At 64.2% G+C, this 21,208-nt stretch carries 16 protein-coding genes; 7 read left to right on the forward strand and 9 right to left on the reverse strand.

Annotation, left to right across the window (positions count from 1 at the left end):
• Positions 1 to 10 precede the first annotated feature (10 nt).
• Genes EYF70_RS04350 through EYF70_RS04380 form a run of 7 tightly spaced genes read right to left on the reverse strand, consistent with a single transcriptional unit; the run spans position 11 to position 11,059 of the window.
• Complete coding sequence (locus EYF70_RS04350) at positions 11 to 805, reverse strand: class I SAM-dependent methyltransferase (RefSeq protein WP_131144306.1); 795 nt, start codon at positions 803 to 805, stop codon at positions 11 to 13.
• Positions 806 to 813: 8 nt separating this feature from the next.
• Positions 814 to 1,851, reverse strand: coding sequence for a polysaccharide pyruvyl transferase family protein (locus tag EYF70_RS04355; RefSeq protein WP_131144307.1), 1,038 nt, complete (start codon positions 1,849 to 1,851; stop codon positions 814 to 816).
• Positions 1,848 to 3,872, reverse strand: a complete 2,025-nt coding sequence (locus EYF70_RS04360; RefSeq protein WP_131144308.1) for a glycosyltransferase — start codon at positions 3,870 to 3,872, stop codon at positions 1,848 to 1,850. Before EYF70_RS04360 ends, EYF70_RS04355 begins: the two co-directional genes overlap by 4 nt.
• Complete coding sequence (locus EYF70_RS04365; RefSeq protein ID WP_131144309.1) at positions 3,869 to 4,810, reverse strand: hypothetical protein; 942 nt, start codon at positions 4,808 to 4,810, stop codon at positions 3,869 to 3,871. The genes EYF70_RS04360 and EYF70_RS04365 overlap by 4 nt, the downstream gene beginning before the upstream one ends.
• Positions 4,797 to 6,638, reverse strand: coding sequence for a glycosyltransferase family 4 protein (locus EYF70_RS04370; protein ID WP_131144310.1), 1,842 nt, complete (start codon positions 6,636 to 6,638; stop codon positions 4,797 to 4,799). The genes EYF70_RS04365 and EYF70_RS04370 overlap by 14 nt, the downstream gene beginning before the upstream one ends.
• 38 nt (positions 6,639 to 6,676) lie before the next feature.
• A complete protein-coding gene (locus EYF70_RS04375; RefSeq protein WP_131144311.1) occupies positions 6,677 to 9,040 on the reverse strand; it encodes a glycosyltransferase family 2 protein in 2,364 nt (787 codons plus the stop codon).
• A gap of 21 nt (positions 9,041 to 9,061) precedes the next feature.
• Positions 9,062 to 11,059 carry a glycosyltransferase family 2 protein gene (locus EYF70_RS04380; RefSeq protein WP_165497572.1) on the reverse strand — a complete coding sequence of 666 codons (1,998 nt, stop codon included), beginning with the start codon at positions 11,057 to 11,059 and terminating at the stop codon, positions 9,062 to 9,064.
• 724 nt (positions 11,060 to 11,783) lie between these two features.
• Between EYF70_RS04380 and flhB the strand changes: the two genes are divergently transcribed.
• The 7 genes from flhB to motD all read left to right on the forward strand — a co-directional run bounded on the left by flhB (position 11,784) and on the right by motD (position 20,102).
• Positions 11,784 to 12,929, forward strand: coding sequence for a flagellar biosynthesis protein FlhB (gene flhB / locus EYF70_RS04385; RefSeq protein WP_131144313.1), 1,146 nt, complete (start codon positions 11,784 to 11,786; stop codon positions 12,927 to 12,929).
• A 33-nt stretch (positions 12,930 to 12,962) separates the two neighbouring features.
• Complete coding sequence (gene flhA / locus EYF70_RS04390; RefSeq protein ID WP_131144314.1) at positions 12,963 to 15,122, forward strand: flagellar biosynthesis protein FlhA; 2,160 nt, start codon at positions 12,963 to 12,965, stop codon at positions 15,120 to 15,122.
• Between the two features lie 276 nt (positions 15,123 to 15,398).
• Positions 15,399 to 16,862 (forward strand): flagellar biosynthesis GTPase FlhF, encoded by a 1,464-nt coding sequence (gene flhF, locus EYF70_RS04395; RefSeq protein ID WP_131144315.1) that lies wholly within the window; start codon positions 15,399 to 15,401, stop codon positions 16,860 to 16,862.
• Between the two features lie 77 nt (positions 16,863 to 16,939).
• Entirely contained in the window at positions 16,940 to 17,818 is an 879-nt protein-coding gene (locus tag EYF70_RS04400) for a MinD/ParA family ATP-binding protein (RefSeq protein ID WP_229420699.1), read from the forward strand.
• A gap of 16 nt (positions 17,819 to 17,834) precedes the next feature.
• Positions 17,835 to 18,566: an RNA polymerase sigma factor FliA gene (locus tag EYF70_RS04405; RefSeq protein ID WP_131144316.1), complete on the forward strand. Its 732-nt coding sequence runs from the start codon at positions 17,835 to 17,837 to the stop codon at positions 18,564 to 18,566.
• Positions 18,548 to 19,294, forward strand: a complete 747-nt coding sequence (locus EYF70_RS04410; RefSeq protein WP_131144317.1) for a flagellar motor protein — start codon at positions 18,548 to 18,550, stop codon at positions 19,292 to 19,294. Before EYF70_RS04405 ends, EYF70_RS04410 begins: the two co-directional genes overlap by 19 nt.
• A gap of 13 nt (positions 19,295 to 19,307) precedes the next feature.
• Positions 19,308 to 20,102 carry a flagellar motor protein MotD gene (motD, locus tag EYF70_RS04415; RefSeq protein WP_131144318.1) on the forward strand — a complete coding sequence of 265 codons (795 nt, stop codon included), beginning with the start codon at positions 19,308 to 19,310 and terminating at the stop codon, positions 20,100 to 20,102.
• Positions 20,103 to 20,386: 284 nt separating this feature from the next.
• Here the strand turns inward: motD and EYF70_RS04420 are convergent, their stop codons facing one another.
• Positions 20,387 to 20,854, reverse strand: a complete 468-nt coding sequence (locus EYF70_RS04420) for a flagella synthesis protein FlgN (protein ID WP_131144319.1) — start codon at positions 20,852 to 20,854, stop codon at positions 20,387 to 20,389.
• A 19-nt stretch (positions 20,855 to 20,873) separates the two neighbouring features.
• The gene (gene flgM, locus EYF70_RS04425) at positions 20,874 to 21,179 is read right to left on the reverse strand and encodes a flagellar biosynthesis anti-sigma factor FlgM (RefSeq protein WP_131144320.1); all 306 of its coding nucleotides are present in this window, start codon (positions 21,177 to 21,179) and stop codon (positions 20,874 to 20,876) included.
• Between the last annotated feature and the right edge of the window lie 29 nt (positions 21,180 to 21,208).

The following is a 21,208-nucleotide window of genomic DNA, read 5'->3' on the forward strand; positions in this document are numbered from 1 at the left end:
CCCAATGCCGTCAGAAGTAGATCTCGCGCGGGAAGCGCTCCTTGGGCGGACCTACTTTCTGGGCAATCCCCAGGATATTGTCGCCACGGTTCGCCGTTGAATACCCCCAGCTCTCCAGTTTTTCCAGGATTTCAGGCACCTTGGGCTCGAAATTATCGGCAGTCCAGAACCTGAGCATGCGGAATCCCGCCGCTTCCAGCATGGCCTTGACCTGCCGGGGATCGTATTCGATATTGTGGCGGTACAAGCTCTTGGTCTTGGAATACTGCATGAAGAAATGCGGGGCGAAGCCATTGAGGATTTTCACGACATTTCTTCCCGACGTGCTGTTGGGAGTGGTGATGTAGATGAATCCGTCGTCCTTCAAGACCCGGTTGATTTCGCACATGATATGCATGGGATCGCGTTCCATGTGTTCGATCACTTCCATGAACAGTACCATGTCATATTGCGCGTCCGGGACAGGCAGGGCCTCTTCCTCGAGATTGATATTGTAGGCGGTCAGCAGCCTTCCATCGTTCGGCACGGGGATCTGCAATTCCACCCGTTTATCTCCAGGCAGGAAATGCGTTACGTCGACCTTGCTGTATTTGAACAAGTCCAGCAGAATCGGCGGAAATATGAAAGACGTGCCGATCTCCAGCACGCGTGTCTGCTCATCCTTGAACTGGCTGGGCGTCGGCATATGCCTCAGCGTATGCATATATCGCGGCAAATGCCCGCGCACATAATCGCTGTTACCGCATAATTTCTCAATCGCCTTCAGGAAATCCGGATGCATGTCGTCGGGGTCGATATCGCGCATGACTGGCCCTATACTGGTGAAAAATCTAGATTCTTGCCGATGGCTTTCATTGCCGCCTGAACTTCCTCGCGGTTCCTCGCTGCCGTGTCGAGAATGAGCTCGCGCGTATCGGCGGATTCGGCGACTTTCACCGCCGCGAGAAAGCGGTCCCTGTCAAAATCGCCCATGCTGCTTTCGAGCGCGCCCAGTCCGGAATCCACGAGCAGGTCCTGGTTCTTCCGCGTGTCGCCGACATTGATGAATGGCACTCCCGCGCACATTGCAAAAACAATGCCGTGGTATTTCATCGAAACGACCAGCGACGCCTGGGATTTGATGGCCTGGAATATATAGTCCGGTCCGAGATACCTGTCGATCGCCGCGACCTTCTCGCGCATTCTCATCCTGCTGACGACGTCGGCCGCGAAAACATTATCCCGGCTGTCATGCCACATGCTCATGGGCAGGCAGATGATGTTGTAGAACTCCGAAAGATAATCGAGCGTTTCGGCGATCCTGTACTTGAACGATTCAACGAGAAAATGCCTGCTCAGCTCGCCCGGGCGATAATGGTCGGACAGCAGGAGGAACAGGTTCTTGCGCTGGAAATCGAACTCGATCGGCGGGACTTCGCACTGGCCAACGATCTCTTCGATGGTAATGTGCCGCTCGGCGAAGTCATGGCCAAAGACCAGATCGGGTACATACCGGGTCGATGGAAACAGTTCCCTTGCCGCCTCGGCATCGCGCTTGCTCCGCAAATGAATGTCGCCGATGCGGCCAGCGAATGGTGCGAGCAGCTGGATATCATCCGGGCCATAGGGAAACGAGCAACCGTACAGGCTGAGCCGATCGAAGCTTTCCGGCAGCCGTGAAATGAAATATTCGTTGACGATCGCGCCGCCGCCCAGGACTGGCGACTTGACATTCAGGCCCCGCAAATTCTTCAGCAGCGAGGCATCCGGAACACCCATGGTGCGCGACCAGAAATCGTGGAACGCGTCATCGCCGGCATTCTGGTATCCAAAATATCCCAACACCGCCGTATTGAAATTGGCATTAGTCATTTTTTTGTGGCTGAAAGCAATCGTTGCAGCGACACCCTAGCGACTCGGCCTTCGTTTTTGCCATGTGCTTCGTAATGCTTGACGAGCGTCTCATGGTCCCCATGGATTCCTTCATGCAAATCGAGATAGGAACTGCGGTATTGCCTGGTGTCGATGAAATTGCGCCATTCACCCAGCATGAGACGGCTGAAATCTTCCTCCGGCAATGTCGCTACCAATCGGATGACTTCGATGAATTTTGCAGAAACAGTGGCTTTTATGATATCACAGAAATCCCCGAACTCTGCCTGGGATACGGGGGCATTCTGGTCTTTCCAAAGGGCCAGCAAGAGTGCAAATCTCTCAACGATAGTGGCTGTTGAAAAACGTTGTGCGACAATCGACCACTGCTTGATCTGCACAACTCCTACTCCCGACAGAAGGCTGGCGAAGGTGTGGTAATGCTGCTCCTTCAGGCAGGCCAGCACATAGCAGTCGGCGAAATTCAGGTGGGCCGGCAACAGCCAGTATTTGCATTCCTCGCCCTTTGCCGCATGATCGAAAAATGACAGCAATACCCTGGCAAAGGAGTATCGCTTGTAGGCATTGATTTTGTCCTGCTGCGCGGTCCTGGCCAGATAATCGAGGAATTCCTGCGAAAAATATGGCTGGAAAATGATTTTCGCGAACTCGGCGAATGCCGCATCACCCCACTGGAACAAGGGTTCCGGCCCCCGCGTTTCCGAGTCGTGGAGCAGGATTTCGTTGAAATCGAGCTGGGTAGGCAGCCGGTTTTCCTTCTTCAGGGATTCGCTGAAATCCAGTGCTTCGCGCATGTAATCCCTGGACAGGAATGACATCGCGTATTGTCTCGCCTCGTCGCCCAGTTGCACGCGGTATTCCGCCGACGAAGCCAGCTTGTGGATGGCGCGCTGCATTTCCGCAGGGTCGTGGAGGTTTTCGATCTTGATGACGCCGCCCTTCACCTCGGCGAAAATTCCGCTGTTCAATACAATGACGGCCTTGTTGCACGCCAGCTGCTCGATCAGCGAGCCGGATCCCCCCTCGGTGTTGGGATGGCGCACATTCACGAAGAAGTCCGCTGCCTCCTTGATCTCCTGCAGCCGTTCATGGCTGACATTGAGTTCGAGGCGCACCAGTGCGCCAAGCGGATGGTCGAGTATCATTTTTTTGAGGTGCTCGACATATTCGCTGTCGGCTGGCTTGCCGGCGATGATCACCGTTTGCAGGAGATCGGCGATACCCGGCGCGGAGAATATCGCGTCGAGCAGCCGGTGGATCTGCTTGCCGCGCTGGATGTGGCCGATAACAGCCACGGTGACCCTGCTGCGCTTTCCCGTATCCTCGCGCCAGCGCGCGATCGTCTCCGCCGATGGCGATTCCTTTTCATCGCCCGGCAGGCGCAACTGGAGAATCGGTCCACTGAAGGTTTCCGCCACGGCCCGCCGCACCATGTCCGAATGCACCACGATGCCTTTGTAGCGCGGGTTGGCCACGATTGCTTCGATCAGCGGGTACCTGCTGGTGAGGTCGGTATCCCAGAGTCCGATCCGCGATTCGCGCGGCCTGAGGATCTGCGACGCATGGACGCTGGCCAGGCCGGATGCACCATAATGTCGGCCCATCAGGTAGGCATAGACCTTCGGCGCATTGCTGTCGGTGAAGATGCGCGCAGCAAGATAATGCTGGTAGACATAATCATGCAGGATCGCGATGCCGGGCGCCTTGGCCGCCAGATCGAAGATGTCCTGGTGGTTTTCCTTGTTGTTGCCCAGGTTGTAGAAGATATCGTCGTAATGTTCAGTGAACAGGCTGATGGAGTCCTGCGAACCCAGGATCTGCCGGATGCTCAGGCACTTGCTGGTCGATCGGTAGCGGCGGCCGTTTTCATTGACCAGCACATCGATTTGCGCGCGAGCCTTGAGTTCCGGATCGCTGTTGTAGCTCTCGATGAGCGTGTGGGAAAACTCGCTGATCGACGAGGCCGCGGAGAATGGCGTGCACCAGGCTATTCTTTTCATTTGGTCAGCAATTCGAAAAAGTCGGCGCGGTTGGACTGGAAATTCGGCAGGTAGCGCCGCTGTGCCGTGAGGATGGAATCATGGAACATCCGGTTGCTCAGCAGATGCGCAACGAACGCCATGAGCTCGGACGGGTCCGCTACTTGCCGGTCCAGGCTGAAATAGCCGATACAGTCGGCCGGCATCAGCCTGCCATTCCCTCGCAGGAGTCCGTCGTAGGTGACCTGCACCACGGCCGAGCCCGTGGCCGACGCGTCGATGATGCGCAGTGGCGTGCAATAGGACCTGTCCTTGCCCAGGTAAATCTGGACGGCGGGGCGGGTTGGAATGAAGCCGGAATGCGGCATCCTCATCCCGATGGCGCTGACCGGAGTCTGTTCGGAGCGGCTGTTGAGGTACACGGTCGGCGAAAACTGGTCGAGCTTTTCCAGCACGCCGGTCCACATGGCCAGCTCGTCGTCGTTGACGATGATCGCGACGCCATCCATGTCCAGCGACGACACTACATCGCTGTAGGTGGAGGGCAGGTGGGCCAGGAAGACATGCATCGAATGGAATTGTTGTACATCCATCCGGCAATGTTCGCTCAGCGCCAGTACGCGCCGGCCCTTGCTCAAGCTGTTGTGCACCGCCAGGTAAAGCTGTTGCTTCTCGACCTGGGACATGCCGCCCTGCTCGATGGCGGCGTAGGGCGACTGCGCGAAAACATGCACATTGCCACGGATGTGCGCGAAATCGATCGTCGACCTGACGTCGCTGCAAATGACCCGCTGCTCATGTGCCGGCCGAAAAGCGGCGGCACCGCTCGCGGGCATCAGGCTGATCGCATAGTCATTGCTCGGCAGTGCATGATGCAGCAGTTGGGCAAACGCCAGGCCCTCTTCATCGGCATGCGCTATGAGCAGGCTGGGCCGTGTGTCTTTCTTATACCAGTTCATTGTCGTCGTCTCTTCGGTCTGGTTTCGGCAGGTTTTTTCTGATGTGCTTCAAGCGGTCCATGTACGTGCGCGCGACCTGGAACGTGGAGTGGCGCAGCATCGTCCTGCGGCCGGCGGCTTGCAGGCCGGTCGCAAGTGCGGCGTCGCCAGCCACGCGCCGCATGGCTGCTGCGGCGTCCTGGATATCCGGATCGACCCAGGTTCCGCCCGTGACGTAGGGATAATCTCCTTCCTGAATTTCCCTGGGTGTGCAGGCGACCAATACGCTGTTGGCCGCATCGGTGAAATCCCGATTCCCCGAATAGCCGGTGGTGATGACCGGTTTTCCCAGGCTCATGGCCTCCGCGATATTCCTGCCGAAGCCTTCGGCACGGTGCAGCGAAATGAAGCAGTCGCAGGCCGAATACAAGGCGGCCAGGTCGCCCCGGTCGAGTGTCCTGTCGATCAGGTGGATTCTCCCGTCACGGCGGGCGGTGTCCTGGAGGCGCTGCCAAGCGGCGCCGTCGCTTTCCGGCCGCAAGGCCTTGATCACCAGGCCAACCTCCGTGCCGCCAGGGAAGGCGGCCAGGAAGGCTTCGATACACGCTTCCGGATTCTTGCGCAGCGATGCCGACCTGAGGTCGTACGAAAAGTAGAACAGGAAGGCGTTTTCCGGCAAGGCAAAGTCGCGCCGGCCCAGCCGGCTGGCCGGCGGCGTCTCGACAGCCATCGGCATATGCAGCACCGGAACCGGCGAAGCCGGTTTGATGGCCTCCTGGATGTAACGGCTCGGTGCCCAGATTTCATCGGCCAGCGCGAACAGGTGGTGCCATTGTTCCGGCCAATGGGAGATCTCCCATGGCCAGCAGGCGATGTTGTAGCGGCCCGCGATACCGTTGCCACCGCGCTCGGCAACGTAGCGCGCATGCTCCAGCGCCGGGAAGCAGAAGAGGTTGACGGCGTAACGGTGCTCCGGGCCGCCCGCCGCCGGAGCGCCATCGACATAATCGACAGGCGCGGCGGGAATGGTTGTCCTGGCCAGGGACGCCAGCGCCATGCGCGAATCCTCGGCAATGCCGGAAACCCCCGACAGGTGGCCGATGACATTCACGCCGAACGGTTCACCTGCCTTGGGGTTTTCTTCCGGCGGCGCGGCGCTTGCCGGAGCCAGGCGGCGATACTCCGCCGAGCGGGCATACCATTCCTGGTAGTCGGCCGCCTTCGATGGAAGGGGAAACTCCTGCTGCAGGTCCTGCCGCGCCTGATGCAGGATGGCCTGGTGCGCCGTCATGCCGGAGGGAAGCACGCGCAGCAGGAACTCTGTTTGCCAGGCGGCCACGCGCGGTTCGATCGCCGCGGACGCGAATCCGTGCTCCAGGTACCAGACCAGCAGTCTTGCCCGGTCCGCCGGCCGGGCGATGTCGACCTTGAGGTCGGTACGGCGCAATGCCGTGAGCACCATCAGCCAGGAGAGCGCGTTGCCGGCATCGAGTTCGGGTAATTTCCCGGGAGGGAAGGCCGGCTTGTCGAGCGCATCGCGGAACGGGGTGCATTCCTTCAGCAGCGCGTACTCCTTCAGGCCATGGCAGGCGCACCAGGACAGGAAATCGATCCGGTTCGCCAGTGTATCGAGCGGATACAGTGCCTGCAGGTCGCGATCGCGGATTTGCCAGACCAGCAGCATCGCGCCATAGATCGGCACCGGCAACCCCTGGGACAAGGCATCGATCGGCTGGAAATACGCGGCCAGTGACGACCGCCCCGCGTTTCCCGCAACGCGTTCCAGGACCACCCTGTTCAGGTGCCGGATGATTTCCCGCTCGCGCGCAAGCCTGCTGTTGGCTGTCATGGATGTCGGTCGGTGGAATCCAGGTCAGAGGGATCCGGTCAGAGGGATCCGGTGCGTGGCAGCCGCTGTCTCGGCGGGATTGCCAGTCCCCCGAAAGCATGGCTGTTGGCGTCGAGGTTGAGGGCAGGGTGGTAGGCCGGATCCCGCACGATGACATGGCCCCACCTGCGCCGGAACTCGTTGACTTCGCGCTGCGCGCGCGCCTTCTTCTGCGGCGTGTCCTCATGGCCGCGGCTGGCCGATTCGGCATGCAGCAACCTCGCGAACGGTGTCCAGACGATGGCCTTGCCTTTCGCCCGCAGCTTGAGGCACAGGTCCACATCGTTGAACGCTACCGGGAAAGCCTGCGCATCCATGCCGCCCACGTCGAGGTAGTCCTGCCGGCGCAGGAACAGGCAGGCGGCGGTGCACGCGCTCACCCGCAGCGGCAACTGGTTGCGGCCGTGGTCGCCCCAGTCGCCATCGGCCAGCAGGTTGCCGAAGTGCCCCGCCACGTTGCCGATGCCCAGCAGCACGCCGCCGTGCTGGACCATGCCGTTGGGCCACAGCAGCTTGGCGCCCACCGCGCCGATGCCCGGGCGGCACAATTGCGCAACGATCTCGTCCAGCCATCCATCATGCAGCGCCTCGATATCGTTGTTGATCAGGCCGACGATATCGCCACGCGCCAGCGCGACCGCCCGGTTGTTCAAGTCCGCGTAATTGAACGGTCCCGGCATCGGCAGGATCCGTACCCCTTCCGCTGCCAGCTCGGCAAACAGGGCAAGCGTCGCGGCTTCCGCGGAGCCATTGTCGATGACGACGATGTCCAGTTTCGGCCATGCGGTGAAGCGCCGGATACTGTCGATGCAGCGCTTCAGCAAATCCGCGCGGTCGCGCGTTGGGATCACCAGGCTGACCGTCAGGTCTTGCCATCCGGCCGGCAAGCTTGCCTGTACGCGGCGGGCGGCATGGGCCAGGCCCGCCGGCACGCGCTCGAGCGCCTTCAGCTGCAAGCCGGGTTCGAGCATCCGCGCCGCCCGATCGGCGGCCCGCGCCCGCTGGCCACGCTCCTCGTCCGTCAACGGGCTGTTCATGCGGTACAGCACGCGTGGCACATGCACGATTGCCTGTTCACCCAGGGCCCCGGCGGCGGCCAGCGCCGACCAGGCGAATTCGGCTTGATCATCCGGTGGTTCCAGGTGTGACAGGAGCGCGCCGCGGACCAGCAGCAGCTCCAGCGGGTAATCGGTCGCCAGCGCATAGTCGGCATTCCACGCCGGCTTGAACCATGGGCGGCTGTCCTGTTCGCTGTCCGTGTAGACCAGTTGCGCATCCCCGAGCGCGAAGCCTTCCAGCGCATGGACGAGTGCCTGGGCAGGCAGCGTATCGCCGGCGCGCACGCAGCCGATGACGTCGCAGCCGGCAGCCATGGCGCTGGCCAGCAAGGCGGGAAAAGGCCGGGAGGAGAAGGCCTGGACGATCACGCCCTGGCCTTGCAGGCTGGCCGCGGTGCGGGCGATGACACCTTCATCCGCCGTTCCAGTGATCAGGATGGCGGCCTTGAGCGAGACAGGAGGGCGTGGTTCGAGCCCGGCAGTTGCACCATCGAAGCGGGTCGACCATTCCGGCCACGCCCGCAGCGGCACGCTGCGTGGCACCAGCCGTTCATACATGGTGGCCACTTCCAGCATCAGCTTGTCACTGCCGGCCGGCAGCAGGGCCGCCATGCCGCCGGGCACGCAGCAGACGAATGCCGGGCTGCCGTTCAGCGCTTGCCCGCTGTCATTGACCACACGGATTTCACGCGTCTTGCCGTCGGCCAGCGACAGGGGCAGTGCGAGCTCGAAGCCGTGCGGCCCCTCGACATGTCCACGCATCGATGGGAGCACGATGTCGGCGACGGCTTGCGCGACCACGTTGTGGCCGTCCAGGGCACGCACGGTGACGGCGCGGCGCGGATCGGCGGGATCGATTGCCCAGCCAGACAGGCGCAGTCCGCCATCATAGACAACGGAACTCAGCGCGGTGACCGGCGCCGACCGCGTGTTATCCAGTGCCAGGGCACCGGCCAGCACGGCATCGGTATTCGCGATTCGCGCAGTGAGTACGCCACGCGCGCCGGATGGTAGTTCGCCCAGGTCGGCGACGAAGCCATGGCAGACGTCGGCGCCCCCGTCGGGGACGTGCCCGTCGGGGACGCCCAGCATGTCCGCCAGGTCGGGGCGGGCGGCATCGGCAGCGGCGAACGCGCAAGGCATGCCATCCAGGCATATCTCGACGACCACCCGGGAATCCGGGCGCTCCCGGTCGAACGCCCAGCCGAACAGCAAGCGTTCATGCAGGCCTTCGATCGCGCCATGCCAGCGCTCATTGCAGGAGACGGCGGGAATCTGCTCGGGGGAAAGGAAGTCGGCGTTCATCAATGTTCCGTATCTGCTCAGTCAGGCGGCTTGCGGTGCGGCGTCCAGCGCCGCCAGCCAGGCAATGGGATCGAAATGCTCATCGAGCAGCACGGCACGCATCTTCGGCGGCAACCCGGCCGGGTCGTCGGTCAGCACGGCGCGGCAACCGGCGATCTGGATCACGCGCAGGTCGTCGAGCAGCCGCAGCGCATCGCCTTCGCCCGAGGGCACGTGATCCACTACCCCGGTGCGCCAGAGCGCCTCGCTGCCATCGCCGATGACGAGCAGGCGCAATCCCAGCGCGGGCCGGCTGGCGATGGCGCGGGCCAGCGCCAGCACGCGATGCGCGCCCTTGCCGGTCATGTCGTGCCGCCACACCGCGACCCGGCGGCAGGAGGCGCGCAGCGCCGGCAGCACCGCCGGCAAGGGCCGCCTGGCAACGATGTCCGGCAGGGCGGCACCGGGTTCCGCCCCTTCCGCCTTGCGCAGCCATCCGGCCGCGCGCGATGTGGCCAGTGCAGCGCGCAGCGCCGCGCGTGCCGTGGCCAGCGGATCGTCGCGCCGGAACGCCGTGTGTTCCGCATAGTAGGTGGGGTAGCGCGCTTCCACCACGCTGCGGTTCTGCGCCACCCGCAAGGTTTTCTCGGCACGGAACGATACCGTCCCGGCATGCGCTACGAACACGCGGGGCACGTGAAGGTGGCGCCAGCCGGCCGCACGGGCGCGCATGCACCAGTCCACTTCTTCGCCATAGCCGCGCACCAGCGCCGTGCCATCGAGCATGCCGACGGTGTCCAGCACGGTGCGCCGGATCAGCATCGTGAAGCCGCAGCAGGATGGCAGTTCGACATCGGCCGCGGCGGTGGCGGCGGCGGCATCGTCCAGCGCCGCCAGTTCGCGCTGGTCCGGCGCCGGTGCGGCCTGGCTCATCGCGGGGAAGCTGCTGATCTCGCCATTGTTGGTCCAGGGCGTCACCGCGGCGATGCCGGGCTGCGCGTACAGGGCGCGCGACAGGCGGTCGATCCAGTCGCCATGCACCTGTGTGTCCGCATTCAGCAGCAGCACGTCGTGATCGGGGAATTCGCGCATGCCCCGGTTGGTCGTTTCGATGAATCCCAGGTTGCAGGCATTGCGCAGCAGCGTGATGCGGCCGGCGGCGGCCTGCTTGTCGAGCCACGCCGACACGGCCGGCTCGGGGCTGGCGTCGTCCACCACCACCACGCGGGCAGGCGTGGCGTTTTCCTTCAGGCTGGCCAGCACGCTGTTCAGGCAGGCCTGCACCAGGGCCAGTTCGCGGTACACGGGAATCACGATCGATACGGAGCGGGGCTGTTCGGTAGCGTCGGCCAGCGCGCGAGACTGGATGGCCGGCGCCGCGTAGAACGCCAGCGGCGAGCCCGGCAGCAGTTGCCGTTTGCCGTCGGGCTGCACGAGCGTCACGGACCAGACAGCGCCCGGAGCGGGGCAGGCCAGCCGGAAGCGGCTGCCATCGGCGGGCACGTCGAACTGGAACTGCCGGGTTTCATCCGACAGCAGCAGAGTGGCACGCGGCGTGGGCGCGCCCGCCGGCACGCTGCAGAACACCATGCCTTCGATCGCATCGCCCTCGCGCCAGCAGGCCCCGGTGTGGGCGACGCCGGCCTTGCGCAGCAGCGCCAGCAGGCTGGCATGCCGGCCAGTGCGGCAGCGCGCGGGCAGGAAGGCCGGCCCCAGGCTGGCGATGTCGGCCTGGCCGCCATCCTGCAGCCAGCTCTGCAGCATCGCATCCTGGAGCATGGGATTGCAGGCGTCCGCCTTCCAGGCCGCGTGCCAGGCGCGCGCGGCCATGAAGGGATAGGCGGTCTGCAGGACTTTCGCGCGCAGGATGGCGGGAATGCTCTTGCCCGGCATGCGCCGGCAGACATACTCCGCGGCCACCAGGGCATCGGCATGGTTGCCCTTGGCGAACGCCTCCAGGGCGCGGCCCAGCAGGGCATCGGACCGCAGGCGGGGCAGGCAATGGGCCAGAGCCGAAGGGGTTAATGCTGAATGGGCCAAAGCTGATGGGGCCAAAGCTGATGGGGCCAAAGCTGATGGGGCCAAAGCTGAAGGGGCCAAAGCTGAAGGGGCCAGGGCCGGGTCGTCGACGCCACTCGTCATGGGCGGCATGGCTGAGCAGTATTCAGGCTGGCCAGGGCTGGCGCGCAGCCCTTTGTCGGCCTCGTGGTGCAGGCATTCACGGGAACGATCATCCGAAAATCGTCATTCGAGTATAAATCCGAACACTGCACCATCAAGGCTCATTTCCCTGGCTGACGTCGCGATGACATTATGCGGCTGATGTGGCCACTGATTTCTTGAAAATCAGCGGCAGGAACGACCCGCTCGCGCAGCCGGCACGATGCGGGTCGATTCGGTGTTCGCACACCGGAGTCCAACTGCGCTCGCGCCCGGTCTCGCCACCGGCCGCGAACCTCCAGCGTGCCATAGTTTCAACTGTCGGGTAGGGACGATTGCCTTGCCTGATGAGCAGGATGTTGCAAATTCGCTACTAATTGCCCAGACTCAAGCCGAACCAGCCCCCCGCTGGCCATTGTCGAGCCGTCAACCAGCTGGCCGGCGGCGGCGAATTGCCCTTCAAAACCCCCGCTGTTCGCCCCTTCGACCGGCGGCGCCATGCCCGACAATGCAAGCTCGGAAACCCGGCACGGTCGAGCAGGGGCCGCGGCACACGATCAGGCAGCAGGACCAGGCAAGCTCAGGCAAAGATTAGGCAGAAGACATGGCAGAAGACAGCGACGCCGAAAAGACAGAACCCGCGTCAGAGAGGCGCCTCCAGAAGGCGCGTGAAGAAGGCGATGTTCCCCGCTCGCGCGAAGTGGCGACGTTTACCGTGCTGATGGCGGGCGGTGCCGGCCTGTACATCTTCGGTTCGACGATGGCGCGCCAGCTGTCGGCCACGCTGGCCTCGGGCCTGCGGCTGACGCGCGAACAGGCGTTCGACATGGACGTGCTGGGCCACCGCATCCTGGCCGACGTGGTGCAGGTGCTGATCACGTTCCTGCCGCTGGGCCTGGCAGTGATGCTGGTGGCGATCGCCTCGCCGGTGCTGGTGGGCGGCTGGCTGTTTACCGCCAAGGGCTTCATGCCCAAGTTCAGCAAGCTCAATCCCATCAACGGCATCACCAACATGGTGTCGAAGAACGCGCTGGTGGAACTGGTCAAGGCCATTATCAAGACCATCATCGTCGGCGCCGTGGCCTACATGGTCGTGATGCGCTACAAGGATGCCATCTTCGGCCTGCCGGCCGAGCCGGCCAACGAGGGCTATGCCCACATGCTCGACATGCTGGCGATGAGCTTCCTGATCCTGGTCGGCTCGCTGGGCTTCATCGCCATGATCGACGCGCCGTACCAGATGTGGCATTACTCGAACAAGATGAAGATGACGCGGCAGGAAATGATCCAGGAATCGAAGGAATCGGACGGCAACCCGCAGATCAAGGGCAAGATCCGCCAGATGCAGCGCGAGATGGCGCGGCGCCGCATGATGCAGGATGTGCCGACCGCGGACGTGGTAGTCACCAACCCGACCCACTATGCGGTGGCGCTGAAATACGCCGACGGCTCGAAGGGCGCGCCGAAGGTGGTGGCGAAGGGCGCCGACGCGGTGGCCGCGAAGATCCGCGAACTGGCCAAGGAACACAAGGTGGCGATCCTGGAAGCGCCGGCGCTGGCCCGTGCGCTGCACAAGCACACCGAGATCGGCGACGAGATTCCCCAGCGGCTGTATGCCGCCGTGGCCGAGGTGCTGGCTTACGTGTACCAGCTGCGCGCCTACCGGCCGGGCGGCCGCTATCCGGACCGCCCCACCAGGCTCGACGTGCCGGCGGACATGGATCCGAATACCGCGCCACCGAAACCGTAATTATCCAAACTGCAACAATCGAGGAAGAACCCGATGCAAGCGCTCAAGATGCCCGCCTGGACCAACACCATCACTGGTGGCAAGCCGCAGACGCTGGCCGCGCCGGTCCTGATCATCATGCTGCTGGCCATGATGATCCTGCCGCTGCCGGCGTTCATCCTCGACCTGTTCTTCAGCTTCAACATCGCCATTTCCGTGATCGTGCTGCTGACCGCGCTGTACACGGTCAAGCCGCTCGACTTCATGGCCTTCCCGATCGTGCTGCTGCTGACCACCATGCTGCGCCTGGCGCTGAACGTGGCGTCGACCCGTATCGTGCTGACCGAAGGCCATACCGGGCCGGACGCGGCCGGCAAGGTGGTCGAGGCGTTCGGCCACTTCCTGATCGGCGGGAACTACACGGTCGGTATCGTGGTGTTCATCATCCTGACCATCATCAACTTTGTCGTGGTTACCAAGGGTGCCGGCCGGATCGCCGAGGTGGGTGCCCGCTTCGCTCTCGATGCCATGCCCGGCAAGCAGATGGCGATCGACGCCGACCTGAACGCCGGCCTGATCGGCGAGGCGGATGCCAAGCAGCGCCGCGCCGAAGTGTCGATGGAAGCGGAATTCTATGGCGCGATGGACGGTGCGTCGAAGTATGTGCGGGGCGATGCCGTCGCCGGCATCCTGGTCACCGTCATCAACATCGTCGGCGGGCTGCTGGTGGGCCTGATCATGCACGACATGGCCTTCGGCGACGCGGTGCGCACCTACACGCTGCTGGCCATCGGCGATGGCCTGGTGGCGCAGATCCCGTCGCTGATCATCTCGCTGGCGGCCGGTGCCGTCGTGTCGCGCGTGGCATCGGAAAAGGACATCGGCTCGCAGCTGGTCGGCCAGCTGTTCGCCAAGCCCCAGGTCATGTACATCACCGCCGCCATCATCGGCGGCCTGGGCCTGATTCCCGGCATGCCGAACCTGGTGTTCCTGCTGCTGGGCGCGGCGCTGGCCGGTGGCGGCTACCTGCTGGCCAAGCGGGACAAGGAAGCCGGCGCGGGCGGCGCCGCGGCCGGTCCGGCCGGCGGTGGCGGTGGCGCGGCGGCCGGTACCGGTGCGGCGGCCGGAGGCGCGGCCGCGGGCGGGCAGGGCGGCGCGGCGGCCGAGAACGAGGAGGCCACCTGGAGCGACGTGATGGCTGTCGATACCCTCGGGCTGGAAGTGGGCTACCGCCTGATTCCGCTGGTGGACAAGGCGCAGAGCGGCGAACTGCTCAAGCGCATCAAGGGCATCCGCAAGAAGTTCGCCCAGGAAGTGGGTTTCCTGGCGCCGCCGGTGCACATCCGCGACAACCTGGAACTGAAGCCGTCCGCCTACCGCATCACGCTCAAGGGCGTGGAAGTGGGCACCGGCGAAGCGTTCAACGGCCAGTACCTGGCGATCAACCCGGGCATGGCGAGCGGCGCGCTGCCGGGCCTGGCGACCACCGATCCCGCCTTCGGCCTGCCCGCCGTGTGGATCGACGCCAGCCTGCGCGACCAGGCCCAGGGCATGGGCTACACGGTGGTGGATGCCGGCACCGTGGTCGCCACGCACCTGAACCACCTGATCACGTCGCATGCTTCCGAACTGCTGGGCCGCGGCGAAGTGCAGGCCCTGCTCGACCACCTGGGCAAGGAAGCGCCGAAGCTGACCGAAGACCTGGTGCCGAAGACGATTTCGCTGTCGGCACTGCAAAAGGTGCTGCAGAACCTGCTGTCCGAGGGCGTGCACATCCGCGACATGCGTTCCATCATCGAAGCGCTGGCCGAACACACCGCTCATACGCAGGACCCGAACGAATTGACCGCCCTGGTGCGGATCGCGCTGGGCCGCGCCATCGTGCAGCAACTGTTCCCAGGCAATGGCGAACTGTCCGTGATGACGCTCGATAACCGCCTGGAACGCCTGCTGATGCAGGCGCTGGCCCAGGGCGGCGCCGATGGCGCCGGCATCGAGCCCGGCCTGGCTGACACGATCGCCCACCAGGCCGCGCAGGCCGCCGCGCAGCAGGAAGCCTTGGGCGTCAATCCCGTGCTGCTCGTGCCTGGCCCGCTGCGGCCGCTGCTGTCGCGCTTCCTGCGGCGCGCGCTGCCCCAGCTGAAGGTGCTGTCGCATGCCGAAATCCCGGAATCGAAGACGATCCGGGTGACGGCGCTGGTGGGGAATACCTGAAGCCGCTGATGGCTTAGAAGGACTGGTCTGTTATCGCATGCATACCCCAACGGCAGAGGCTGGGGTCAGACCCGCCGGGTCTGACCCCGGGGTTTGCTCTTGGGGTGGACTTGACGTAACGGCATTAGTGTTCGACACCCACCCGCTACGCCCCCCACCGCCCCGCGCACCGAAATACCCCCCTTTTCCCCACCTGTTCGCCCGATGCTTACTCCACGGCATCGTCAATAATTTCACCATCGAGAAAAACTCTGTGCATGGCGAACAGGAGCAGCAATGAACGTCAAGAAATTTACCGCGCCCACGTCGCGTGAGGCGCTGCGGAAGGTGCGCGAGGCGCTGGGGCCGGATGCGGTGATCCTGTCGAATCGCCCGATGGATGGCGTGGTCGAGATCCTGGCGCTGGCCAACGACGATGCCGCTTCGCTGGCCAGCCCGGTCGACGACGCGCCACCCGGCGCGCCGCACCTGGACCTGGACGACGGCTATGCCGCCGCGCCGGCGCCACGCCCGCAGGCCCAGCGCCCGTCGATGCAGCCAATGCAGCCGATGAGCCGCCCGGCCGCGCCGGAGTCCATGATGGCCGCGCGCCCCGCCATGGCGGCGGCGCCGGCACCGATGCCGCGCGCGCCGTTCGCGCCGTCGATGCCGCCACCGGCGCACCAACCCATGCAGCAGCCGATGCACCAGCCGATGCAGCAAGCGATGCAGCAGCCCGCGCTGGACATGGCCGGCATCACCGCGCTGGTGGCCGAGGCGGTCAACTCGGCCAAGGCCAACGCGGCCGCCGAGATGCACGGCATGATGAGCGAGCTGCGCGCCATGCGCGGCATGATGGAGACGCAACTGGCAGAACTGTCGTGGGGCACCGCGCAGCAGCGCGAGCCGCACAAGGCGGCCGTGCTGCGCGAATTGCTGGCCGCCGGCTTTTCCACCACGCTGGCCCGCCGCCTGCTCGAGAAGCTGCCGGCCGGCCGCGGCGCCGATGAAGCGCTGCGCTGGATCCGCACCGTGCTGGCGCGGAACATCGCCGCGATCGCCAACGAGGATGCGCTGATCGAGCGCGGCGGCGTGTTCGCGCTGGTGGGGCCGACCGGTGTCGGCAAGACCACCAGCACGGCCAAGCTGGCGGCCCGCTGCGTGATGCGCCATGGCCCTGAAAAGCTGGCGCTGATCACCACCGATGCCTATCGTATCGGCGCGCACGAACAACTGCGCATTTACGGCAAGATCCTCGGCGTGATGGTACATTCCGTGAAGGATGAGGCCGACTTGCGGATCGCCCTGAAAGAGCTGCGCAACAAGCACACGGTGCTGATCGATACGGTCGGCGTCAGCCAGCGCGACCAGATGGTCACCGAGCAGGTGGCCATGCTGCAGGGTACCGATGTCGATGTGAAGCGGCTGCTGTGCCTGAACGCCACGTCCACCCAGGAAACGCTGACCGAGGTCGTGCGCGCCTACCAGGGCAGCGGCCTGGCCGGCTGCATCGTCACCAAGCTGGACGAGGCCGCTTCGCTGGGCAATGTGCTCGACGTGGTGATCCGCCAGAAGCTGCAACTGTTCTACGTATCGAATGGCCAGCGCGTGCCGGAAGACCTGCACCTGGCCCAGCCGGCCGAGCTCGTCGAGCGCGCGTTCCGCCTGAAGAAGGATGTTTCCGAATTTACGGATGGCGAACTGCCGATGCTGATGGCGGCCGCCGGCAACGATGGGATGCGCGAGGTGCACCTTGGCTGACTTCAATATCGAATTGTCCAGGAATGACTGCGCCGGACATGCAGCATCGAACCACATCGACATGCGCGAGGTGCACCTTGGCTAACTTCAACTTTGATCAGGCGGAAGGACTGCGGCGCATGCTGGCCGGGCCGCCGCGGCCCCGCATCGTCACGTTCCTGTCGGCCACGCCGCAGGATGACAAGGGTGCCATGCTGGTCAACCTGGGCGCCTCGCTGGCCCGTGCCGGCAACGACGTGGTGCTGGTCGACGCCTGCGCCAGCGCGCATGGGGTTGCCTCTCGGCTGGGCGTCGACAATGGCGCCAGCCTGCTCAGCGTGGCGCGCCAGGAATGCGCGCTGAACCAGGTCATCCATGAAGTGCCGCAAGGCTTCAACGTAGTGTCGATGACGCGCGGCGAAGCGCGCAACGGCCCGCAGGAAGCGCGCCGGCTGGCCAAGGCGTTCGACGTGCTGGCCGCGCAGGCCGGCATCGTGCTCGTCGATGGCGAGTTCGATGGCGAAGCGTTTCCCGTGCCGGTGATGGCCAGCTCGGAAATCGTGGTGCAGGTCTCGAACAGCGCCACCTCGATCACGAATGCCTACATGATGATCAAGCGGCTCAACCACGAGCTGGGCCGGCGGCCGTTCGGCATCGTCGTCACCGGTGCGTCCGAGCGGGAGGCCAGGGTCGTTTACGATAATATGGCACAGGCGGCAAGCCGTTACCTGGCAGTGAATCTGATCTCGATGGGTTCGGTGCCGGCCGATGAATACCTGCACCGCGCGGCGCGCCTGGGCCGTGCCGTGGTGGATGCGTTCCCGCTGGCCGGTGCCTCGGTCGCGTTTCGTCAGCTGGCGGGGCGGTTTGCGCTGGCCGCGCCGTCGCCATCGTCGTCATTGTCGCTGGCAGCGCCATCGGCGTTATCGACGCTGGCGTCGCATCATGCAGGGAGCGGCCACCATATGCAGCACTGAACAAGAATAGAGATTTATGTACACGGTCAAAGGGAAGGTGAACAAGGATTCGCTGCTGACGGAGCACATGCCCCTGGTGAAGCGCCTTGCCCACCATATGAAGGCAAAATTGCCGCCCAGCGTGGAAGTGGATGACCTGGTACAGGCGGGCATGATCGGCCTGCTCGACGCGATCAACCGCTACGAAGAAACGCACGGTGCCCAGTTTGAAACCTATGCGGTGATGCGCATCCGCGGCGCCATGCTCGATGAATTGCGCAGCAGCGACTGGATGCCGCGCACCTTGCGGCAAGACATGCGCAAGATCGAGAACGCCATGTCGGTGCTGCAGCAAAAGCTGGGCCGCCCGCCGGCCGAATCCGAAGTGGCCGCGTCGCTGAAGCTGTCGCTCGAGGCCTACCAGGAAATGCTGGGCGAAGGCGGCGGCCACCAGCTGCTGTATTACGAAGACTTCAAGAACGAGGACGGCAGCGACAGCTTCCTCGACCGCTATGCCCAGGACGACGAAGCCGATCCGCTGCGTTCGCTGATGGACACCGGTTTCCGCCAGGCCGTGATCGATGCGATCGACGCCTTGCCGCCGCGTGAAAAACTGCTGATGGGCCTGTACTACGAAGAAGAGTTGAACCTGAAGGAAATCGGCGCCGTGATGGGCGTCTCCGAATCACGCGTGTCGCAGCTGCATACCCAGGCGGTGTCGCGGCTGCGCGCCACGTTGCGGGAGCAGGCATGGACTGGTCCAGCGTAGCGGGGCTGCTGCTGGCGCTGGCCGGCCTGATCGTGGGCATGGCACTGGAAGGCGGCGATCCGTCGTCGCTGGTGCAGCCCGCCGCGTTCGCCATCGTGGTGGTCGGCACCTTCGGCGCGGTGCTGCTGCAGACCCGGCCCGCCACGCTGCGGCGCGGCATCCTCATGCTGCAGTGGGTGTTCCGGCCGCCGGCCGACAGCCGCATCCTGCTGGCGCGCGATATCCAGGCCTGGAACCAGACCATCCGCCGGGAAGGCCCGCTGGCGCTGGAGCGCCACATGAATGGCGCGCGCAACGTGTTCCTCGCCAAAGGCTTGCGCATGGTGATCGACGGCATCCAGCCCGATAAACTGCGCCAGCTGCTCGATACCGAGATCACCGCGTTCGAGACGGCGGAGCGGCAGGCGGTACGCATCTGGGAATCGGCCGCCGGCTATGCGCCCACCATCGGCATCCTGGGCGCCGTGCTGGGCCTGATCCACGTGATGGAAAACCTCACCGATCCTTCCCGCCTGGGGCCCGGCATCGCGGTGGCGTTCGTGTCCACCATCTACGGCGTGGGGATGGCGAACCTGTTCTTCTACCCGATCGCCAACAAGCTCAAGAACATCGTCATCGCCCAGGTGCACCAGCAGGAAATCGCCGCGGCCGTGTTCCACGACATCGCCAGCGGCGACTTCTCGCGCATCATGGACGAGCGCATCGCCACGCTGATGCAGGACTACTAGCCAGGAAACCACGATGAGCTTCCAGTACCGCCGCGCGCGCCGGCCATTCGACGAGGAACCGGAAAACCACGAGCGCTGGCTGATCTCGTACTCCGACTTCATCACGCTGCTGTTCGCGTTCTTCGTGGTGATGTATGCGATCTCGTCGGTCAACATCGGCAAGTACCGGATGTTTTCCGATGCGCTCGGCGACGCGCTGGGCGGGCAGGGCGCCAACGTCAAGCCCAATACCGAGGTACTGAACCAGCCGATCCCGAATCCGAACCTGAAGAAGCGCCAGGAAATGATGCGGCAGGAGCGCGCATCGATGACCAAGCTGGCGCAGGACCTGCAATCGACGATGGCGCCGCTGGTCAAGGAAGGCAAGGTGCGGGTCACGCAGAACAGCCGCGGCGTATCGGTGGAAATCAACGCCAGCGTGCTGTTCGACCCGGCCGACGTGAACCTCACGGCCGAATCGCGCGAGGCGCTGACCGCCGTGGCCGCGCTGCTGGTCACCGATCGCCACGCGATCCAGGTCGAAGGCCACACCGACGACCAGCCGGTGCGCAACATCTATCCGTCGAACTGGGAATTGTCGTCGATGCGCGCCGCCACCGTGGTGCGGCTGTTCATCGAATCGGGCGTCGCTCCCGAGCGGCTGACGGCGGTCGGGCACGCATCGAACCACCCGGTGGCCGCGAACGACGACCCGGTCGGCCGCGCCCGCAACCGGCGCGTGGCGGTGACGATCCTGTCGGCCGTGCCGGACCCGGAGACGGAGATTCCAACGGAGCCGGCGGCGCAGGACGTGCCGGCAGCGCAATAGCAAACTGGTGTCAGGCCTTATAGTCGTTAAGTTGAGCGTTACCCGACACTTTGAAAGCGCATGCATTCACCCCAACGCGAAGGGCTGGGGTCGGGAGGAGTGCTGGCATGCATGCCAGCACCGTTGCGCAGGCGCGAAGCATGCTTCGCGAAACCCCTGCTTCACCCCGGCGGGTCTGACCCCAGAATTTGCACTTGGGGTGACTTGCAGGAAATAGGGACGGACCCTATTTTTGAAGAAATATTGCCCGGAAAATGGGGTACCTCCCCATTTTTGACGCAACTTCAGCCGGCCAGGAAGCCGCGCGAAGTGGTGGTGGTGGCGGTGAGCCCGGTCGGGCCGTAGACGTTGCCGGCAGGGTTCTGCGGGCGCAGGGCTTGCAGGGCGCCCTGGGTGTGCGACAGTTGCTTGTTGATCAGCATGCCGTTCAGGCGGTTCAATTCCTTGGCTTCGCGGGTATGCGCCAGCACGTCGTTCCACAGCGCCTTGTCGTCCGGCGTACCGTGGGTGCATAGCCACATTTCCATTCCCGCCTCGCGCGCTTCGAAGCCGGCTTCGCCCAGCGCGGCATGGCGCGTGGCGGCGAGGGCACCCATGCGCATCAACACCTCGGACTTGCGGGGCGTCAGCGCGGCAAGCCTGTCGATATCGGCGGCCACCAGCGATTGCTGCTCGTCCTTCAGGATCTGCAGCAGTTCGGTGATCAGCTGCTGCTCTTCGCGCAGCATCGATATCGGGGCGCCGTCATGCATGGGATGACCTCAATAAGTGTCAGCGTTGGCGGGAATGCAGGAGGTCCTTGACCGTGTCCAGCAGCCCGTCCGCCACTTTTTCAGAATTGACCTGGAACTGGCCATCGGCGATGGCCAGCTTGATACGTTCCACTTTCTTCGTGTCGAACACGGCGCTGTTGCTGCTGGTCGCCATGGCCTGGCCCTGGGCCGACAGCTTGACGTTTTCCGAATTCGTTTGCGTGGAAGTGGCGGCTGCCGTTTTCTCGGCGTTGCGGGCATTGCTCGTAGTCGACGCGGTGGTCGCCGGCAAACCCGCATTTTTCACTGAATCGTTGATTTTCACAGCATCTTCCTCGTTGTTGGGAGCTTACT

This window comes from Pseudoduganella albidiflava, from assembly GCF_004322755.1.
Lineage (GTDB): Bacteria > Pseudomonadota > Gammaproteobacteria > Burkholderiales > Burkholderiaceae_D > Rugamonas > Rugamonas albidiflava.